The sequence below is a fragment of the Ruegeria sp. YKSF131 genome (assembly GCF_059612645.1).
The window spans coordinates 78,621-97,436 of sequence record NZ_JBXWQZ010000010.1 but is presented as its reverse complement, the minus strand read 5'-3'; the positions used below and the strand labels follow the sequence as shown (position 1 = coordinate 97,436).

Below are 18,816 nucleotides of genomic sequence, written 5' to 3'. Positions count from 1 at the left end.
TCCAGCACCTGCCGCAAGGGGCCGGATTGTTCGGTAAAGGCCGAAGAATACATCGGCCCCACGTGAATACGTCGCAGGTGTTTGGGGTGCAGGTCGTTGAAATCCTGATCAAAGCCCTTGGCGATGGTCACCAGTTTCAGCCCGCCTAAAGACTGCGCCATCAGGTGAGCCTGCACCTCAGGCCAGCGGCGTTGGTCCTTGGGCAGGGCGGTTTTGCCTGTGTCCTCCAGCTGCATCAGATAGATGACGGGCAGGTTGATCTGGCTGTCATAGACCGCCCAGTGGATCATGAACTTGCGCCGCTCGCCCTCATTCCCGATCCAGTGGCACTCAGGATCGTTGCGGGCCCAGAACAGCTGACCCTTCAGCAACTCTTCATAATAGAGCCTTTGTGACAGCGCAAATTGCAGTTTGGTGGGGATTTCCCGGTCGCCGATGATCGTGCGGACCATGTCGGTTTTCAGGTCATCTTCCGAGGGCATATTCGCCAGATGCACCTGCGCCTGCTGCGCGTCATTGGCCATGGTCAGCAACTCGGCCGCCACCGGAAACCCGCTGTCGCGCTTGTCCATTGCAAGGCTGCCAAAGAACCGCCCCGTATCGCGCCCGACCAGCAGGTATTTCATCGACAGCGCGCGGAAAGTGTAGAGCAACCCCGAGAGGTAGCGCGATACGATCCGCACCTCTTGCTTGCTGATTGCGCCCTCCGCCTCCATCGTCGCGGCCACACGCAGAAGATGGACAGTGATCACCTCAAATTTGCGGAAATAGCGACGCGAGGCGAAGGTGTCAGTCAAGCCGACATGGTCTTGGCTGGGGTTAGTCATTTGCGCATACGCGAGCGGAAATTTTTGCCCTGCAGTCTTCAAGTTGAGCCACAAAAATAAAGAGGTAGAGCCCAACAACGCCGCTCACCGGCAACCCCCACCGCAAAAACAGTGGAGCTCCTAGGAACATACCTGCAAAAGGCAATGCCCACTCCTTTCTATACTTTCGCCAGAGAGCTTTTGAGAAGATTGCTTTTCCAAATGTAAACTCGCCCCCCCAACCCTCAGCAGCGTCTGATGAGGATTTCACAAAGTAAGCAATCAGAAGCTGACTGGGTAGCATGGTCCAAATCGCAACCACACTTAGAGTTGGGATATTTGCAATCAGCCCGACGCCAAACGCAATCGTTAGGGCCACCGTTATAACTGCCAATACGGCTAGAGAGATTTCTCGCGCAGAATAACGCACGCACTCATCCCCCATACAAATTCTTATCATGCTTCTCGACAATCGAGGCAAACCGGCGCGCAAACCGCTCATCCGCCTTGGCCTTTTTCTCAAGAACGTCACGGGCAAAGACCATGTGGTCCTCGTGCGCCTCAAGCATGTCGGCCATTTTCTGGTTGGTCGCGGTGCCGATGGCGGCCATCGCCGTCTGCGCCTCTTGATCCGTCTGCACACCGATCTCGTTGATGCGGTGGGCCACGTCCTGCTGCTGCGCGGTTTTCAGCGATTTTGTCAGGGCGTCATACAGCACCACGCGCTGCTGCGTGTCTGTCTGCAGCTTGTTGATCAGCACCATCTGCGTCGCCGCCTGGTTCTGGAGCGAATCGACCCAGGTCTTACCCTTTTCGATATAACGCTCCAGTGTCTGAGACTTGGCCAACTTGACCTGCTCTTCCTGAACCTTGGCGTTGTATTGCTTGTTCAGTTCGGCCAGCTGAGTTTCCAGCTGGGTGCGCGCGGCGGCGTCCTGTTCAACGCTGATCTTGTTTTCGAGCGTGATAATCGCCGGGTCCATGCCCTGAATCTCGGCCCGCAATGCTTCCAGTTCGGCCACGGTTGCCTCACGGTCATCCAGCGTGCCTGTCAGGTTGTCCTCGACCTTTACGCGTTGTTCTTCCAGCACGGTCAGCTGCCCTTGCAGCAGCTTCACGATCACATCGGATTTGGCGATCAGATCCTGCAACTTGTCGTCGATATTGGCCGTGCGCATCCGCTCTTGCCGCAGCGACTCGGATTTTCCCTTGGAAAAGATGCCAACAAACGATTCCCACCCGGTTTTCGAGCGCATCTCGTCGAAATCCTTGGAAAACGCGTTGGTAACATCGTCCAGACCCATGATCAGCTCGGCGATGTTGGCGTTCATCACCTCAGTGTGGGCGTGAACATCCTCGAGCGTGGCATTTTCGATGTCGATATCGGCCTCGGCCGTTCCAATCTTGGCCCGCGCCGCTTCGATGCGCGAGGTCAGCCCCTCAATCTGCGACTGGCTTTCGCGCACTTTCGTTTGCGTTTCTTTGATGAGCGCTTCGAATTGCTGGTTCGACATCTCTGCTGTCCTTTTTTTCTTTAATTACCCAATAAGATAGGAAATGTTACGGTCATTTACATCCCCTTGAGTCCAAAAATCACGCAAACTCTGGCAAACTTGGGGTGGAAAGAAAAGCCGCGTGATCGCAACCTGACGTAGAACTCAACGCTGCGACTATGCTGCAACGATTAGGTCCGAAAATAATTTGATCAAAACTGGGCTGATCGACCTGTATCAGTGGCCATAGACAAAGCCTTCAACACCTGATTGGGTGCGCCAACTCAATTTCTGCGCGGAGAATGACATGCTGGACGCAACGACTGATCTAAAATCAATTCTGAAGAACCCAGGCCTGCTTGTAACCAAAGCCTATATCGGCGGTCAGTGGGTGGATGGTGACAACGGAACGTTCGACGTGACCAACCCGGCCCGGGGCGATGTGGTGGCCAAAGTGGCCGATGTCAGCCGCGCGCAGGTTGCCGGAGCAATCGCACAGGCCGAAGCCGCGCAAAAGGAATGGGCCAAGCTGACCGGCAAGGAACGTGCCGTGATCCTGCGGCGCTGGTTCGACCTGATGATGGAGAACGCCGAAGATCTGGGCAAGATCCTGACCGCAGAACAGGGTAAACCGCTGGCTGAGGCCATCGGCGAAATCGGCTATGGCGCGTCCTTCATCGAGTTTTTCGGTGAAGAAGCCAAGCGAGTGTATGGCGAGACCATCCCGGGACATCAGCGCGACAAGCGGATCATGGTGCTGAAACAGCCCATTGGTGTGGCGGCTTCGATCACACCCTGGAACTTTCCAAACGCCATGATCACGCGCAAGGCAGGGCCGGCGCTGGCGGCGGGGTGTGCCTTTGTTGCCCGCCCGGCGGCAGAAACACCACTGTCCGCGCTGGTTCTGGCGCTTCTTGCGGAACAAGCCGGCGTGCCAGCTGGTGTCTTCAACGTGGTGCCTTCATCCCAGGCCAGCGAGATCGGCAAGGAGTTCTGCGAAAACCCCGGTGTGCGCAAGTTGACCTTTACCGGCTCGACCGAGGTGGGGCGTATCCTGCTGCGGCAAGCTGCTGATCAGGTCATGAAATGCTCGATGGAACTGGGCGGCAATGCACCCTTTATCGTGTTTGATGACGCCGATCTGGATGCAGCCGTCGAAGGCGCGATGCTGTGCAAATTCCGCAATAACGGCCAGACCTGTGTCTGCGCCAACCGCATCTATGTACAGGCCGGTGTTTACGACGCGTTCGCTGCCAAACTGAAAGCGGCAGTTGAAGCCCTGAAAATCGGCGACGGTCTGACTGAGGGCACCACAACCGGCCCGCTGATCAATGCCGATGCGGTCGCCAAGGTGGAAGAGCATATCAGGGATGTCACGGACAAGGGCGGCGCCGTTCTGACCGGCGGATTGCCTCACGGTCTGGGCGGTACGTTCTTTCAGCCGACCATTGTGACCGGCGTGACTCAGGACATGATGGTGGCGCAGGATGAAACCTTTGGCCCACTGGCACCGCTGTTCAAGTTCGAGAATGAAGATGACGTGATCGCCATGGCGAATGACACGATCTTTGGACTGGCCTCGTATTTCTATGCAAAGGACCTGAGCCGCGTCTACAAAGTGGCCGAGGCGCTGGAATATGGCATTGTCGGCGTGAACACCGGCATCATCTCGACTGAGCTAGGCCCGTTCGGCGGCGTCAAGCAATCCGGTCTGGGCCGAGAAGGCAGCCATCACGGCATGGAAGACTATCTTGAGATGAAATACGTCTGCATGTCGGTCTGATCTGGCGGGCCATCGCCTTGGGGCGGTGGCCATTCTGCCCGCAGGCGAGGCGTTGTTCGGGTCAAACGGACCGGTGGCGGCTGGGAAATAAACTTATTTCACCAAGCATGAATTCCCCACGCGCAAGCATCGCAGGAACTTTTCGTATGGGGCTCGATACGATCCCAAACTTACGTCTTTTCGTTTTTCGCTATCACGGTCGTTACGGTGCGCGTCACCCGACTTCTGGTTATTGCAATCGCCCCTAAGACCAAAGCACAGGCTATGGCTTGCGCAGTTGTGATCGCTTCTCCAAACGCAAAGAACCCGACTGCAAACATCGTGGGCAATTCAATGCTTCCGACAACCGCAGTTTGAGAAGCGCCGATCAGCGGCGAACAGATCGTGTAGACAAGCTGCGGCACAAGCGCCGTGACCAATCCAATTCCAATGATCAGAACCCAATCGGACTGACCTTCAGGAAGCAGCGTGGAAACGTCTGCATTCAGCATCAAAGGCAAAAGCCCAAGTACCGATCCCAGAGACACCGAGGCGATACGTGCAAGTGGCGCAATTCGGGACAACCTGTGGACCAGAACAGAAATCCCGAAGCCAAAACCAAATGGCGCCGCCAGCGAGATTAAAAGCGTAGGAATGTGCTCGACCGGAACGGATGCTGGCGAGCCTGCTATGATGGCAGCCAGAATTATGAGACCAGAAGCAAGAATCGCACGCCTTGTGGGAGTATCGGCGAACAAAGCCCACGCAATGATCAACGTGAAAACCGGATATGTCATATAGAGCACGCCCACCGTCGATGCGGGCAGTGTCTTTAGGGCTGTGACATATCCGATCCAGCCAAGCCCCATCACCACTCCGACCGCAAGACCCCAACAAATCTCGCGCCAGGCTGTTCGATGTACGACGAGAACTGGCAGTAACAAAACCGCCGGAACGATGTAGCGGTAGAATGCGACCGCGAAAGGTGCGACGCCCTGCTCGGTCAGCCCCCTGCTGAAATAGGGAACAAGCCCGAAACAAATTGAAGCGAAAAGAACGCCAACAACCGCAAGCGGTTGAGGAATAGCCGGTCTAGTCTGCGTGGATGTCGTCGACATCTGCAAGTTCTAGCACAGGTTCGCGATTAGTGTAGCGGAGTTTACCGGGCCCACGCTTTGATATGCAAAGGCGTTTTCATCAAAAAAACAACGCCCCGCGTCTGGAGGAACGCGGGGCGCGGGTGTTGCGGCAGTCCGGGAGGAGGAGACTGCCGCTAGGCTTTCAAAGCCTCAGTTCACGGCCTTGGCGTCAACCACATCTTTTTCGATGGCTTTAGCCGAGGTAATTTCGATCCGGCGCGGTTTCAGTGCCTCGGGCACTTCGCGCTTCAGGTCGATGTTCAGCATTCCGTTCTCATGGCTTGCACCGGTGACACGGACGTGATCGGCCAGCGCAAAGCGACGCTCGAACGCGCGGGTTGCGATGCCGCGATGCAGATAGCTGCGGCTCTTGTCCTCGGATGCCTTCTTACCTGCAACAACCAGCGCGTTTTCTTTCACTTCAACGGACAGGTCGCTTTCTGAAAAACCGGCGACGGCCACCGAGATACGGTAAGTGTCGACATCGGTTTTTTCGATGTTGTAGGGTGGATAGCTTGGCTGTGCCACATCATTGGTCAGAACACGATCCATCATGTCGGCGATCTGGTCAAAGCCAATGGTGGCGCGGTGCAGCGGTGCAAAATCAAATGTACGCATGTGTCATATCCTCATTTTTGAGCGATTCACGATCTGGCCCTCCGGCTGGACGGACCAATGTTGATGACGGACCCCGTTGTGGCGATCCGATATCAGTGACATGGGAAGCGATTTGACCGAGTTCAACCCCCGCCGGAGCTGATGAATTTCGCGCCAGACCCGGACGCGCCGGACCCAGCCTGTAACCGGCGGATCGTAGCTGTTGGTTTTGGCGCATCGCGCCGCATGATGGACTTGAGCTCGGCCACTATTCCGTCAAGCTCCATGCCGAACCCCACCTTTCTTCGACCGTTGGTGCCTACCGCTGAAACCACGGACAAAACCTGCCAGCGCGAACCGTTTTTTACCAGAATGGCGGATCCGGAAGACCCGAAGGTGACGTCGCAATCAAATGTGATCAGGCCCTGCCTGCGATCCAATACGCGGCACGACCTTTCGCGCGTGATCGCCTCGGATCGTCCGCGCCCATACGAGGCTATGCTGATCTCGTTTCCCGAAACTCGCCCGCTGTGCAACACGAAAGGATCGGCAATCGAATACGGAATGGGCTCATTCAGCCGCATCAGGGCGACATCCATCCGAACACCTTCGTGCGAAAGCGGGTTATTTGAAGCGTAGCCGGGCAGAACCGCAATCTGCGTGACCTGACGTTCGGCCAACGCGTTGCCGTTGCTCAGACTCGCACGAAACGTGATGTCTTTGGGCGCGTATGTTTCCCCGGTACGGCGGTCCACAGCACAATGGGCAGCGGTCAGCACCATGTCCTGCGCGATCAGCGTACCTGTGCAATAGGACTCTTCGCGCACATCCAGCCGCCCGATTGCTTCCCAACCATAAAGGTCATCCCGGTCTGTCAGCTTGCGTTTGTTGGCTTGCGCATGGGATGCGGTCGCCAGAACACTCAGGCCCAAAAGCAAAATTAATAAGACCTTGGTCATGGCCTGACAAACCTTGCACCGACGTTCTTGCCGGTACTTGAACCGGAGGTCGACAATCCAAATCCATGCCCGGCAGACAGCTCGTCGCGCAGCAGTTGCAGCGAATGTTCAACCGCAGTGCCGATCGCAACGCTCTGGCCATCCATGCTGGCCTTTGCCGCCACAACCGACACGATTTGAGGGCGCGCGCCTGTAAAGGAAAAAACCGGTGCCCCTGAAGATCCGAAATCGACGTCGCAGGACATGATCATAACGCCTGCCTGCCGGTTCATGACCGAACAAACCTGTTGCAACGAAGGTGCTTCCGACCGGTCATGCGCATATGACACCACACCCACCTCCGCACCCCGGCGGGGCTGATCTCCTGATTCAAACGGAATGACCGATGTGTTGCGGATCGGCTGCCAAAGCTCGATCAGGGCGACATCCGCGCCGACACGGTCCGTCGACGACTCGGCACTGAATTGATAATCCGGGTGAATTACAGCTTGTCTTGCCGTTCGATAAGCCAGAGCGCGGCCCAGCCTCCACCCGGCCAGAAATTCGATATCGGACGGGTTCACCCGCTGCCCGGAAACCTTGTCAAACAGGCAGTGCGCAGCTGTCAGCACAAGGGTCGGCGACACAAGCGTTCCGGTGCAAAACCCTTTTCCGGCAATATCCAGACGCCCGACAGCCATCCATTCGCGCCCGGAATCCGAGGTCTCCAGGCTTTCCAGCCTGGTGTCCTGTGCTGTAGCCGCCATCGGCAAAGCACAAAGCACAATCGCCTTAATCCAGTTGCGCACTCGGGTCTCCGGAGACTCACTCTGAAGCTTTTGTCGTACGTGCCCCGTTGGGCGAAAATAGGGCGATCGGTGTACAGGGGAATTTCCTGAGGAAATGATGCGGGTCGGCATCAGGGCGGCTCATCGCAATATGGGAACAGCGCCCTCTGCCCGTTGCAAGGCGGGTGGCTTTGGCCCCCCTGTCGCCCAATCCAGCAGCTCGACCGTATGAACGACTGGCACTTGGGTGCCGGACCCGATCTGCATCATGCAGCCGATATTGCCTGCGGCGATGATATCGGGTTTCTTGACCTCCAGTGCCTTTATTTTACGCTGCTTCAACTGACCCGAGATTTCCGGCTGCATGAGGTTGTAAGTCCCTGCGCTACCGCAGCACAAATGGCTGTCGGCGGGCTCGACCACTTTGAACCCGGCACGTTTCAGCAGGTCTTTGGGATAGGTCTTGATCTTCTGCCCATGTTGCAGTGAACAGGCTGCGTGATACGCAACAGTAAGGTCCTGATCACGCCCTTCGGGCAAATTCAGCTGCATAACCAGCTCACTGATATCCATCGCAATACCCGAGACCCGCGCAGCATCATCCGAGAGCGTGTCGTTTCGGAACATATGCCCGTAATCCTTGACTGTCGTCCCACAGCCCGAGGTATTGATCACGATGGCGTCCAATCCGTCGCCGTCCATCTCGCGAATCCAGGCCCTGATATTGGCGATTGCGGCTGCATGGCTGTCTTTCACCTTGCCCATGTGATGGGTCAGTGCTCCACAACATCCAGCACCCTCAGCCACCACAACCTCACATCCAAGCCGGGTCAGCAGACGGATCGTGGCGTCATTAATGTCGGTATTCAGCGCTTTCTGCGCGCATCCCGTCATCAGGGCCACCCGCTTTTTCCGCTCGCCTTCGGGCGCAAAGTTTTGTGGATCATCGTTGCGGCTGACCGGTGGAATGTTCATTGGCGCCATGTCCAGCATGGCACGCAACCGGGCATCTGGCATCAAGAACCGGAACGGGCGACCCAGTTTAGCCCCGATCAAGGCCCAGCGAAAGCGCATCGGATAGGGCAGGATCCGCGCCAGAACCCAACGCAAAATGCGATCCGTCAAAGGGCGCTTGTAATTCGCCTCGATATATTCACGCGCGTGATCGACCAGATGCATGTAGTGCACACCTGATGGGCAAGTGGTCATGCAAGCCAGGCAGGACAGGCACCGGTCGATATGTTTGACCGTCTTTTCGTCGGGCTGCCGCTCGTTTTCGAGCATATCCTTGATCAGATAGATGCGCCCGCGCGGGCTGTCCAACTCGTCGCCAAGAACCTGATAGGTCGGACATGTTGCCGTGCAGAATCCACAATGGACGCAATTTCGCAGAATTTCGTTCGCGCGTTTGGTTGCCGGGTCTTGCAACTGCCGTTCTGTGAATGATGTCTGCATAAACCTATCCCATCAGTCCCGGATTGAACAAACCACGTGGGTCAAACTTCGCGCGCAATCCATTTGTCAGGGTCGAGACGGCCGCGTTCTCTGGTTGAAAGCGCCCCAGTCGCGCGACCGTTTCTGCATCCGCTCGCACAAGTGTCGCGTGGCCGGAAAACACATCAAGCCGCGCGCGCAGATCCGTACCTTTCGGGACGCGCAGCCAGACAAGCCCGCCGCCCCAGTCAAAAAGCAACTGATCCGCTTCAGCACGCGCTGAAACTTCGGCCGCATCTCCGGGTTTAACTGAAAGCCGCCAGACATCCCCGTCCTGCCCCTGAAACGGATGAGCATCGCGGATACCAGCCCAAAGCGTGTCTGCATCCGCTTCCTCTGAAATCTCACCAAACCGGGACAGTTCAGCCGTCAACCTGCCTGTACGATATGCGACCGCATCCGTGAAGTCTTCGACCCTAAGCAGGGCTTTCCCGGCGTCGGGATCATACGCAGCCCCGGTTACCTCGAACGGCGATCTCAGTGCAGCGGACAACACCCGAACCGCAGTACCAGCATCCCGAACCGCAACAGATAATGTTGCCGCCCGTTCCGGTTTGGGCAGCACCTTCAGCGAGACCTCGGTCAAAACCCCTAAAGTACCCCAGGACCCGCCCATCAATTTGACCAGATCGTACCCGGTGACGTTCTTCATGACGCGGCCACCGTTCTTGATCACCTGCCCGCGCCCATCGACATAGCGCACCCCCAGCAGAAAGTCCCGGCAGGCCCCGGCCTGAATCCGTCGAGGGCCCGAAATATTGGCCGCGACGACACCGCCAATGGTCGGTTCACCCTGTGTTCCCAGCAAACCGCGATGGTCCATCGGCTCAAATGCGAGGTGCTGGCCCTCTGCTTCCAGCGCCGCCGTGATCTCTGCCAAAGGCGTTCCTGCCCGTGCAACAAGGGTCAGCGCCCCGGGTTCATATAGCGTGATACCGCGCAAAGCTCCGGTTTCGATTTCTGCATGCGGACCGACAATTCCACGCGTCCCGCCTCCGACAATGCGTACAGGGTTTTCCAACCCGGCCACCAGCTTTGCCAGATCGGCCTCAGTCTCAGGTCTCATTGGCTTCATCTTTTCAAAAATACTCCGGGGGCAAGGGGGCAGCGCCCCCTTATTCTGCTGCCATTCGCCGCGGCTCCGACACGTCGAGCGGAAACACTTTGGCCGCGTTCAGCAGCCATTTGGGATCGAAAACGTCCTTAACCGCCATCTGCGCCTCAAGGTCGGCAGGTGAATATTGATGAGACATCAGATCCCGCTTTTCGATCCCCACACCATGCTCCCCAGTCAAACAGCCGCCCTCGTCAACACACAGCTTCAGAATCTCTGCCCCGAAAGCTTCGCATTTTTCCAGATCGCCGGGTTTGTTGGCATCGAACAGGATCAGCGGATGCATATTTCCGTCGCCTGCGTGGAACACATTTCCGACCGGCAACCCAAACTCTTCACTCAGTTCTCCGATGCGGCGCAGAACGGTTGGTAGGGCTGACACCGGGATCGTCCCATCCAGACACATATAATCGTTCAATTGTCCCATGGCACCGAATGCAGATTTCCGACCCAACCAGATCTTGGCGCTTTCCTCGGCCGACTGGCTTTCGCGCAATTCAACGGGGTCATGGCGTTTGGCTATCTCGATGATTTTCGAAAGCTGATAATCGATTTCAGCGTCAGACCCCTCCACTTCGACGATCAGCAGCGCATGGCAATCGGGATAACCGGCATGGGCAAAGTTTTCGCAGGCCCTGATGCACAGGGTATCCATGAACTCGATCGCAACCGGCAATATGCCCGATTTGATGATGTCCGAGACACACTGCCCCGCAACCTCATTGTCATTGAAACCCATCAGAACCGGTCGTGCGCCTTCGGGCTTGCGAAGAATACGCAACGTGGCCTCGGTCACCACTCCCAGTTGACCTTCGGACCCACAGATGACGCCCAACAGGTCCAGACCTGGTGCATCCAGATGCGCACCACCAATTTCGACAACGCTGCCGTCCATCATGACCATGGTCACGCCCAAGAGGTTGTTTGTTGTCACCCCATATTTGAGGCAATGCGCACCGCCTGAGTTCATCGCGATATTGCCAGCAATGGCACAGGCCAGCTGCGAAGACGGATCAGGGGCGTAGAAGAAATCCTCCTCTTCGACCGCGCCGGTAACGCTCAGATTGGTGCGACCCGTCTGTACTCTGATGAAGCGGTTGTCGTAGTCGATTTCCAACACCTCATTCATCCGTGCGACGCCCAGAATGACGCAATCCGCCGTGGGCAAGGCTCCACCGGCCAATGAAGTGCCCGCGCCGCGCGGCACCACAGGCACGTTTTCGTCATGACAAATGCGCAGAACGTCCGAAACCTGCTGTGTGCTTGACGGCAGCACGGCCAGCATCGGCGGGCATTTATAGGCTGTCAAAGCGTCACACTCGTAAGCGCGGGTTTCGGCGGGGTCATGGATGATCGCATCTTCGGGCAGAACCCGCGACAGCCGCGCAACAAGCGCAGATTTCCGGCTCAGAACATCCGGGCTTGGCTTTGGCATCTCCATGGCATCACTCCTTTTGGTAAAATAATATTACCAATTTCTTACTCTGGCAAGTTCCCATGCCCGGCCTTACTGTCGCGGCCATGACCTGGATCGAACGCGCCGCTCTTTTTGCCCCTTTGGACTATGCATCACTGCTTCTGCTGCTGGGTGCGTGGCTGTGGATCGGGTGGAAAATCGAACATCCGTCGCCGCAGAGACAATCCGTAGCCCTCATGATGGACGATTACCGGCGCGACTGGATGCGCGAGATGGTGACCCGCCAACCGCGCATGTTCGACGCGCAAGTCGTGGCGGCCATGCGGCAGGGCAGTACATTTTTCGCGTCGACCACGATGATTGCCATCGGGGGCGGGCTGGCCCTGCTGGGCAACACTGAAAGACTGGCAGGCGTCGCAATCGACCTTGCCATCGGCAGTGTTCCGGCAATGGTCTGGGAGATCAAGATCCTTTTCGTCGTATTGCTGCTGGCCAACGCATTTCTGAAATATGTGTGGGCGCACCGCCTTTTCGGGTATTGCGCCGTGTTGATGGCTGCAGTTCCCAATGACCCCGAAGACCCGCAAACCTATCCCCGCGCCGGTCAGGCGGCCGAGATCTGTGTCACCGCAGCGCGCAGCTTCAACCGTGGCCTGCGCGCCACCTATTTTGCATTGGCATCGCTGGCGTGGTTTCTTGGACCTGTCGCGCTCATTTTGGGCACAGCGGTCACGTTTGGCGTCTTGTATCGGCGCGAGTTCGCCTCACATTCCCGGGAAATACTGATGGCCCGAGCCGCCAGCACGGATACGTGATACCGATGCGCTACCTCACTGGCTACACTGGTGCGATGCGATACTTTATTCTCTGTGCCTTAATGGCCAGCCCTGCCCTTGCCGACCCGCCAACAATCGAGCAGGTCCGCACTAGTGCGAACGGCGATACATGGCGGTTCGATGTAACGATCCGGCATTCCGATACGGGTTGGGATCATTACGCCGACGGCTGGCGTGTTCAGGATATGGATGGAAACGAATTGGGAATGCGCGTGCTGGTCCATCCACACGAAACCGAACAACCCTTTACCCGCTCTTTGGGTGGGGTGGTCATTCCAAAAGGCCAGAACCAGGTGCAAATTCAGGCACGGTGCATCGTCGATGGATGGAATGGAGGCACCACGGTTGTCAAACTGGATTGACCCTCAGAAAATACCTATGGCCAGACCCGCACCCAAAGCGGCTCCTGTCTCGCGGCATTGATCCAGCTGGTCTTGCGGGATTGTCTTTTCGGCCAATATGGCCTCGGGCGATTGCGCATGGGTGCAAATGATCAGCGGAGGCTGAACAGCTTTCAATCGCCAACCGGTGGCTATCCGTGCGATCTGACGGGCGGCGTTTTCGCCATCTGATCCTGCGCAAATCATCTGCGCATAGGGTCGGCCTTCTAGTTTTCCCAGCACCGGGTAGTAGCAGCGGTCGAAGAATTCCTTCATCAGACCCGAAATTGCCGCCAGGTTTTCTGGCGCGCAAAAGATGTAGCCATCGGCAGCCAGCAGATCTTCCGGCCCGGCTTGATTGGCTGGAATAAGCTTTGTGTCAGCCTCACCTCGCGCTGCTTCGGCCGCCGCTTCGGCCATCTGCCGGGCACCGCCTGTGCGGGAGTGATAAACGATCAGAAGCTGCGCCATGTCAGACCCGGTGGTAGGGGCCACCTGACAGAATGGTCGCGGCCCGGTAAAGTTGCTCGGCCAGCATCACACGGACCAGCATATGGGGCCAGACCATTGACCCGAATGAAACGGAAAAATCCGCCTCGGCCCGCAGAACTGGGTCGATTCCATCCGCGCCACCGATAACAAATGCCAGGTCCTGCCGGCCCGCGTCGCGCCAATCACCCAGCTTCTTCGCGAAATCGGGCGAGGACATGACCCGCCCCCGTTCATCCAGCGTGCACAACACTGCCCCTTTGGGTAGGGCCTTGCGCAGCAGCGCGGCCTCGGCTGCCATGCCTGCGTTTTTCTTGTCTTCAACCTCGATCACCTGCGCAGGCCCAAGGCCCAGCGCACGGCCGGTCCGGTCAAAACGGGTCAGGTAATCGTCAAGCAGTGTCTTCTCGGGTCCGGCGCGCAATCGCCCGACCGCAACTATGCTGATACGCATATCTCTCTCGCCTCCGGCCTGTTAATGCAGGCCGGGATGGCGCCTCAGTTCGCCGAGGCGCTGCCGCCCTGAGGCAGCCACATCTTTTCCAGCTGATAGAATTCACGCACTTCGGGGCGGAAGATATGGACGATGACGTCGCCCGTATCGATCAGCACCCAGTCGCCGGTGTCCTTGCCTTCGACCTTCGAGGTGAAACCGAATTCCTGCTTGATGCGATCCGTCAGCTTTTCCGCCATGGCCGAAACCTGACGGGTCGACCGACCCGAGGCAATCACCATGTGATCCGCAACCGATGATTTGCCCTGCAGGTTGATCTGCACGACGTCTTCGGCCTTGTCATCGGAAAGTGAGGAAAGGATTCGTTCAAGCAGCTTGTCGCTGATTGACTGAGAGTGGGCCATTATGTTGACCCCATCATCGGCGGGCAAACCCGCCTGTGTATGTAGAGACAGGACATAGTCCTCCTTTGCTGCGCGCCGTGAAACCCCGGCGCCGGGGTACTAATAAGGTAGCAAGGGGAATGCAACATTTCAATGAATGCACGCTGCAGGGCGTACACAGACGCTTACTCTGTGATGATCTGTTGCGCAGTTGCGCCGTCCGACAACAGCCGGACTTCGCGCTGCGGGAAGGGGATCGAGATACCTTCTTCCTTAAATGCGTCCCAAAGCGCCAGATAGACGTTGCCCCGGATATTGGTCAGCCCCTTTGTCGGGTCGCTGATCCAGAACCTCAGCACATAGTCCACGCTGCTGTCACCAAATCCGGTGATGTGGCAAACCGGTTCATGTTTGCCGCCGCTCAGGACCCGGGCAACCGCCTTCACCGCCCTGATTGCCGTCGCGCGCACTTTATGCGGATCGTCGTCATAGCTGGTTCCAAAATCCAGATCCAACCTTACGAACCGGTCGGAATGCGACCAGTTCACCACCTGGTTGGTAATCAGATCTTCGTTTGGGATCAGGTACTCGCGCCCGTCCCGTGTTACGACCGACACGTATCGCGCGCCCAGCGCATTGATCCAACCGAACGTATCCCCCAACGAGATTACGTCGCCCGGCTTGATCGAGCGGTCCATCAGGATGATGATCCCCGATATCAGGTTCGACACCACTTTTTGCAAACCGAACCCGATACCCACGCCGATGGCGCCGGACAAAAGCGCGATGCCGGTCAGATCGAACCCTAACGTTCGGATCGCAGCCATAAAGACTGCCCCGTAAAGCAGAACCTGTATGCCTTTTGACAATAGCACCTGCATGGACGGGGTTATGTCGTCATTGCTTTGCAATGCGCGTTCGGCTGCGCGCGTGCCGATACGGGCCAGTGTCAGCAGGATACCAATCAGCAATGTGGCTTTGAGAATACCAAGGGCCGAAATATGCAGGTCCCCGATGGAAATCGCCACTCCGTCAAGAAAACCCGCGACGTCATCCGTCAGATTCAGCGCGACTAGCGTTGCGTAGATCCACATTGCCCACTTGAAAATCCGGCGAAGCGTGCGGTTTTGGACCAGTCTCGCGACCAGTGCTATTGCCAGCCATGCCGCCGCCAGCGTAGCTATCACCCCGATGATATAGCTGCGCGACGGCCAGGTGAGCTGCTGCATGATCAGATACAATGCCCACGAAAGCAGGATGAAGTAGACCAGCGCCAACCGCCGCATCAACTGTACCAGAACCCGGAGCCGCCATTTCGGCCATCCCGTGCGTGAACGGGCCCAGGCATCCCATCTAGACTGGGTCAGGAATTTCAGCAGCAAAGCCAGCGCCCACAGCAACAGGATGATGAGCAGTTGATATTGTCGCCAGCCCGGCGTGACGATCAGATCAAGCAGCCGCTCGAACTGCGCGGAAAAAGCCGCAACCATGTTGTTGTAGAGGTCCGTCAGCGTACTGGGGATCAGGTCTTGGTTCATACATGTCTCCTGCGGGTCAGCTTGGACAGCAAAGCGGGGCGATGCAAGCCTGACACTGGTTTTGAACCTTGATTGCCGGAAGGGCGCGGTATATCTGAACCGCATGAGACTCAATGTGGCCCAACTTCAGAATCTGGAAGATCGCGCGCGCTTGCGTGAACGGTTCTTTGGCGCTGCCCGCACGGTTCTGGCGCGCCTATCCGTCGCCTGAGCCAACTCGCCAGCTATTTCTCATTACATACGGGAGAGGACCGATGTCCCCCAAGACACTCTATGACAAGATCTGGGATGCCCATGTCGCGCACGAAGCCGATGATGGAACCTGCCTGCTTTATATCGACCGCCATCTGGTGCACGAAGTCACCAGCCCGCAGGCTTTTGAAGGGCTGCGCATGGCAGGCCGCAAGGTGCGCGCGCCGGAAAAGACCATCGCCGTACCGGACCACAACGTGCCGACCACGCCGGACCGCGTGAACGGGATCGAAAACCCAGAATCACGCATTCAGGTCGAAGCGCTGGACAAGAACGCCAAGGATTTCGGCATTCACTACTACCCGGTGAACGACGTGCGTCAGGGCATTGTCCACATCGTTGGCCCGGAACAGGGTTGGACCCTGCCGGGTATGACCGTTGTCTGCGGCGACAGCCACACAGCGACCCACGGTGCATTCGGCGCGCTGGCTCACGGCATCGGTACGTCTGAGGTTGAGCATGTTCTGGCAACGCAAACGCTGATCCAGAAGAAGTCCAAGAACATGAAGGTGGAAATCACCGGCAAGTTGCAACCGGGCGTGACCGCCAAGGACATTACTCTGGCTGTGATCGGTGAGACCGGCACTGCTGGCGGTACCGGCTATGTCATCGAGTATTGCGGCGAAGCAATCCGTGATCTGTCAATGGAAGGTCGCATGACCGTCTGCAACATGGCAATCGAAGGCGGTGCTCGTGCCGGTCTGATCGCGCCGGATGAAACAACGTTCGACTACGTCAAAGGCCGCCCGCACGCGCCGAAAGGCGCGCAGTGGGAAGCGGCTCTGACATGGTGGAAAACGCTCTTTACTGATGAAGGCGCGCATTTCGACAAGGTCATCACCCTGCGCGGCGAAGACATCGCGCCGGTCGTGACCTGGGGCACCAGCCCCGAGGACGTTCTGCCGATCACCGCAACCGTCCCGAACCCCGAAGATTTCGAAGGTGGCAAAGTCGACGCGGCCCGCCGCTCCATTGAATACATGGGGCTGAAGGTCGGTCAGAAGCTGAGCGAAGTTGAGATCGACACTGTCTTTATCGGCTCGTGCACCAACGGCCGGATCGAGGACCTGCGTGCTGCCGCCGAGATTCTGAAGGGCAAAAAGATCAAGGACGGCATACGCGCCATGGTCGTTCCGGGCTCGGGTCTGGTCCGCGCGCAGGCCGAAGAAGAAGGTCTGGCGGATATCTTCAAAGAAGCCGGTTTCGAATGGCGTCTGGCAGGATGTTCGATGTGTCTGGCGATGAATCCCGACCAGTTGCAACCGGGTGAACGCTGCGCCGCGACTTCGAACCGCAACTTCGAAGGCCGTCAAGGCCGGGGCGGGCGTACCCACCTGCTGAGCCCGGCAATGGCCGCCGCAGCGGCAATCACAGGACGGCTGACAGACGTCCGTGAAATGATGTAAGCTGCCCTCATAACTGGATATTTGAGGGATTGAAGACATGAGTGACTGGACAAAATGGCTATTGCTTGGACTTCTGTCCATCATGTTCGGCATCTTTGTGCTGGGCGCACCGGTCGTGGCATCAATTACCGTGACGGTGGTCACAGGTGTATTGCTGCTGATTTCTGGCGCATTGCAGGTTGTTGGCGGCTTCACAGTCGAAGGGACCGGCAACAAGATACTGTCATTTATCATGGGTGTCGTGATGCTGTTTCTGGGCTGGTCCTTTCTGGATCACCCACTGCAAGGAACGCTGACGCTGGCAACCGTCTGCCTGATCCTGTTCATGGCTGGCGGCATTGCCCGAGTGATCCTATCGTTCCAGATGCGCGGAACACAGTATTTCTGGGCGACGCTGGTCTCGGGCATCATGTCAATTGTTCTGGCGATCCTGATCTGGCGCTTTGCCGCGATGGATCCTTCGGTGCTGCTGCAATTGCTGGGCATCCTGCTGGGGATCGAAATGATCTTTAACGGGCTCGGCCTTGTCTTCATGGCGTTCTTCGTCAAGGACGCTCCAAAAGAAACGAAACAAGCTTAACGCGGGGCCTGGGCGCGGCCCTCTCCCGCAGGAGTGTGAACATGGATAAGTTTGAAAAAGTCCACGGGGTGGCCGCCCCAATGCCGCTGATCAATATCGACACCGATATGATCATCCCGAAAGTGCACCTGAAAACCATCAAACGGTCCGGCCTGGGCATCGTTCTGTTCGACGAGATGCGCTATCACGATGACGGTCAGGAGAATGAAGAATTCGTCCTGAACAAGCCCGCCTATCGCGAGGCCGAGATTCTGGTTGCAGGCGACAACTTCGGCTGTGGGTCCTCGCGCGAACACGCGCCCTGGGCGATCAAGGATTTCGGCATCAAGGTCGTGATCTCGACCAGTTTTGCCGACATCTTCTTCAACAACTGTTTCAAGAACGGCATTCTGCCGATCGTTGTCGGGGCAGAACACCACGCGATCCTGATGGATGATGCGCATAAAGGCGAAAACGCCCGCATGACCGTACATCTGGAAGATCAGCAGATCACCACATCGGACGGCATCGTGATCGATTTCGAAATCGATCCTCACCGCAAGCACTGCCTGCTGAATGGTCTAGACGATATCGGGCTGACGATGGAAAAAGATCATCACATCGACAAGTTCGAGGATCACGCCAGTCAGGCCCGTCCCTGGGTGTGATTCTGGGGGCGAATCTGTGGATACTCAACCTGACGGGGTCGCCAAGGCGGCCCCGCTCGCATTCTTGGGGTTGATTTTTTGAAAACCACAACATGTGGGTATCAATTTGAGATACACGTCGGATTTGCGTCGAAAATGATGCAATACCGCACCAGTTGCGCCATCTTTTTGCCCGAAATCACGTGTTTTCTGCACCTCGGCTTGAGCAAAATGCCGCTTATCGTTCATGTTGGCGCTAAAGAGGATCCGTCAACGTCAGACGAAGCGACGGGCGCAAGTTGGAAACAAGTCGACAAAGATCGG

The 18,816-nt window shown here is 57.3% G+C and carries 22 protein-coding genes; 7 read left to right on the top strand and 15 right to left on the bottom strand.

The features are described 5' to 3' along the window. From AC2FLZ_RS05645 to AC2FLZ_RS05635, 3 genes are all read right to left on the bottom strand, one after another. A partial coding sequence (locus tag AC2FLZ_RS05645; RefSeq protein ID WP_496881931.1) for a hypothetical protein occupies positions 1-827 on the bottom strand: 827 nt, incomplete at its 3' end. After that, entirely contained in the window at positions 820-1,236 is a 417-nt protein-coding gene (locus tag AC2FLZ_RS05640; RefSeq protein ID WP_480555297.1) for a hypothetical protein, read from the bottom strand. The genes AC2FLZ_RS05640 and AC2FLZ_RS05645, both read right to left, overlap by 8 nt. A gap of 4 nt (positions 1,237-1,240) precedes the next feature. After that, positions 1,241-2,320, bottom strand: coding sequence for a coiled-coil domain-containing protein (locus AC2FLZ_RS05635; protein WP_267365200.1), 1,080 nt, complete (start codon positions 2,318-2,320; stop codon positions 1,241-1,243). 286 nt (positions 2,321-2,606) lie between these two features. On the opposite strand from AC2FLZ_RS05635, the gene AC2FLZ_RS05630 reads away from it, so the two are divergent. Then, complete coding sequence (locus tag AC2FLZ_RS05630; protein ID WP_480555298.1) at positions 2,607-4,082, top strand: NAD-dependent succinate-semialdehyde dehydrogenase; 1,476 nt, start codon at positions 2,607-2,609, stop codon at positions 4,080-4,082. A 170-nt stretch (positions 4,083-4,252) separates the two neighbouring features. Here the strand turns inward: AC2FLZ_RS05630 and AC2FLZ_RS05625 are convergent, their stop codons facing one another. The 7 genes from AC2FLZ_RS05625 to AC2FLZ_RS05595 all read right to left on the bottom strand — a co-directional run bounded on the left by AC2FLZ_RS05625 (position 4,253) and on the right by AC2FLZ_RS05595 (position 11,572). Then, positions 4,253-5,179, bottom strand: coding sequence for a DMT family transporter (locus AC2FLZ_RS05625; RefSeq protein WP_480520062.1), 927 nt, complete (start codon positions 5,177-5,179; stop codon positions 4,253-4,255). Positions 5,180-5,350: 171 nt separating this feature from the next. Next, positions 5,351-5,818, bottom strand: coding sequence for an Hsp20 family protein (locus tag AC2FLZ_RS05620; RefSeq protein ID WP_480474711.1), 468 nt, complete (start codon positions 5,816-5,818; stop codon positions 5,351-5,353). 122 nt (positions 5,819-5,940) lie between these two features. After that, positions 5,941-6,756 (bottom strand): trypsin-like serine peptidase, encoded by an 816-nt coding sequence (locus AC2FLZ_RS05615; RefSeq protein ID WP_496881930.1) that lies wholly within the window; start codon positions 6,754-6,756, stop codon positions 5,941-5,943. Beyond that, on the bottom strand, positions 6,753-7,544 hold the full coding sequence (locus AC2FLZ_RS05610) for a trypsin-like serine peptidase (RefSeq protein WP_480520066.1): 792 nt from the start codon (positions 7,542-7,544) through the stop codon (positions 6,753-6,755). The genes AC2FLZ_RS05615 and AC2FLZ_RS05610 overlap by 4 nt, the downstream gene beginning before the upstream one ends. A gap of 120 nt (positions 7,545-7,664) precedes the next feature. Then, positions 7,665-8,978 carry a glycolate oxidase subunit GlcF gene (gene glcF / locus AC2FLZ_RS05605; protein ID WP_480623307.1) on the bottom strand — a complete coding sequence of 438 codons (1,314 nt, stop codon included), beginning with the start codon at positions 8,976-8,978 and terminating at the stop codon, positions 7,665-7,667. Positions 8,979-8,982: 4 nt separating this feature from the next. Then, positions 8,983-10,083 carry an FAD-binding protein gene (locus AC2FLZ_RS05600; RefSeq protein WP_480555302.1) on the bottom strand — a complete coding sequence of 367 codons (1,101 nt, stop codon included), beginning with the start codon at positions 10,081-10,083 and terminating at the stop codon, positions 8,983-8,985. 49 nt (positions 10,084-10,132) lie between these two features. After that, positions 10,133-11,572 (bottom strand): FAD-linked oxidase C-terminal domain-containing protein, encoded by a 1,440-nt coding sequence (locus tag AC2FLZ_RS05595; RefSeq protein ID WP_480555303.1) that lies wholly within the window; start codon positions 11,570-11,572, stop codon positions 10,133-10,135. An 80-nt stretch (positions 11,573-11,652) separates the two neighbouring features. On the opposite strand from AC2FLZ_RS05595, the gene AC2FLZ_RS05590 reads away from it, so the two are divergent. Further along, positions 11,653-12,363: a DUF599 domain-containing protein gene (locus AC2FLZ_RS05590; protein ID WP_480476878.1), complete on the top strand. Its 711-nt coding sequence runs from the start codon at positions 11,653-11,655 to the stop codon at positions 12,361-12,363. Between the two features lie 35 nt (positions 12,364-12,398). Further along, positions 12,399-12,746 (top strand): hypothetical protein, encoded by a 348-nt coding sequence (locus AC2FLZ_RS05585; protein WP_480476876.1) that lies wholly within the window; start codon positions 12,399-12,401, stop codon positions 12,744-12,746. Positions 12,747-12,749: 3 nt separating this feature from the next. Here AC2FLZ_RS05585 and AC2FLZ_RS05580 read toward each other — a convergent pair whose 3' ends face one another. From AC2FLZ_RS05580 to AC2FLZ_RS05565, 4 genes are all read right to left on the bottom strand, one after another. Beyond that, positions 12,750-13,235: a flavodoxin family protein gene (locus tag AC2FLZ_RS05580; RefSeq protein ID WP_496715764.1), complete on the bottom strand. Its 486-nt coding sequence runs from the start codon at positions 13,233-13,235 to the stop codon at positions 12,750-12,752. 1 nt (position 13,236) lies between these two features. Next, positions 13,237-13,707 carry a 23S rRNA (pseudouridine(1915)-N(3))-methyltransferase RlmH gene (rlmH, locus tag AC2FLZ_RS05575; RefSeq protein ID WP_480488167.1) on the bottom strand — a complete coding sequence of 157 codons (471 nt, stop codon included), beginning with the start codon at positions 13,705-13,707 and terminating at the stop codon, positions 13,237-13,239. Between the two features lie 44 nt (positions 13,708-13,751). After that, the gene (gene rsfS, locus AC2FLZ_RS05570) at positions 13,752-14,111 is read right to left on the bottom strand and encodes a ribosome silencing factor (protein ID WP_209599225.1); all 360 of its coding nucleotides are present in this window, start codon (positions 14,109-14,111) and stop codon (positions 13,752-13,754) included. A 164-nt stretch (positions 14,112-14,275) separates the two neighbouring features. Further along, complete coding sequence (locus AC2FLZ_RS05565) at positions 14,276-15,628, bottom strand: mechanosensitive ion channel family protein (RefSeq protein ID WP_496881929.1); 1,353 nt, start codon at positions 15,626-15,628, stop codon at positions 14,276-14,278. 115 nt (positions 15,629-15,743) lie between these two features. Between AC2FLZ_RS05565 and AC2FLZ_RS05560 the strand changes: the two genes are divergently transcribed. From AC2FLZ_RS05560 to leuD, 4 genes are read left to right on the top strand one after another with little or no spacing between them, the layout of a single operon-like run. Further along, positions 15,744-15,839, top strand: a complete 96-nt coding sequence (locus tag AC2FLZ_RS05560) for an isopropylmalate isomerase (protein ID WP_245220657.1) — start codon at positions 15,744-15,746, stop codon at positions 15,837-15,839. A gap of 43 nt (positions 15,840-15,882) precedes the next feature. Next, on the top strand, positions 15,883-17,286 hold the full coding sequence (leuC, locus tag AC2FLZ_RS05555) for a 3-isopropylmalate dehydratase large subunit (RefSeq protein WP_480494511.1): 1,404 nt from the start codon (positions 15,883-15,885) through the stop codon (positions 17,284-17,286). Between the two features lie 37 nt (positions 17,287-17,323). Continuing rightward, positions 17,324-17,866 (top strand): HdeD family acid-resistance protein, encoded by a 543-nt coding sequence (locus AC2FLZ_RS05550; protein ID WP_480520084.1) that lies wholly within the window; start codon positions 17,324-17,326, stop codon positions 17,864-17,866. A gap of 41 nt (positions 17,867-17,907) precedes the next feature. Next, the gene (gene leuD, locus AC2FLZ_RS05545) at positions 17,908-18,513 is read left to right on the top strand and encodes a 3-isopropylmalate dehydratase small subunit (protein WP_480520086.1); all 606 of its coding nucleotides are present in this window, start codon (positions 17,908-17,910) and stop codon (positions 18,511-18,513) included. A gap of 24 nt (positions 18,514-18,537) precedes the next feature. On the opposite strand, the gene AC2FLZ_RS05540 is transcribed toward leuD, so the two are convergent. Beyond that, positions 18,538-18,741, bottom strand: coding sequence for a hypothetical protein (locus AC2FLZ_RS05540; protein WP_480474697.1), 204 nt, complete (start codon positions 18,739-18,741; stop codon positions 18,538-18,540). Positions 18,742-18,816: the final 75 nt, after the last annotated feature.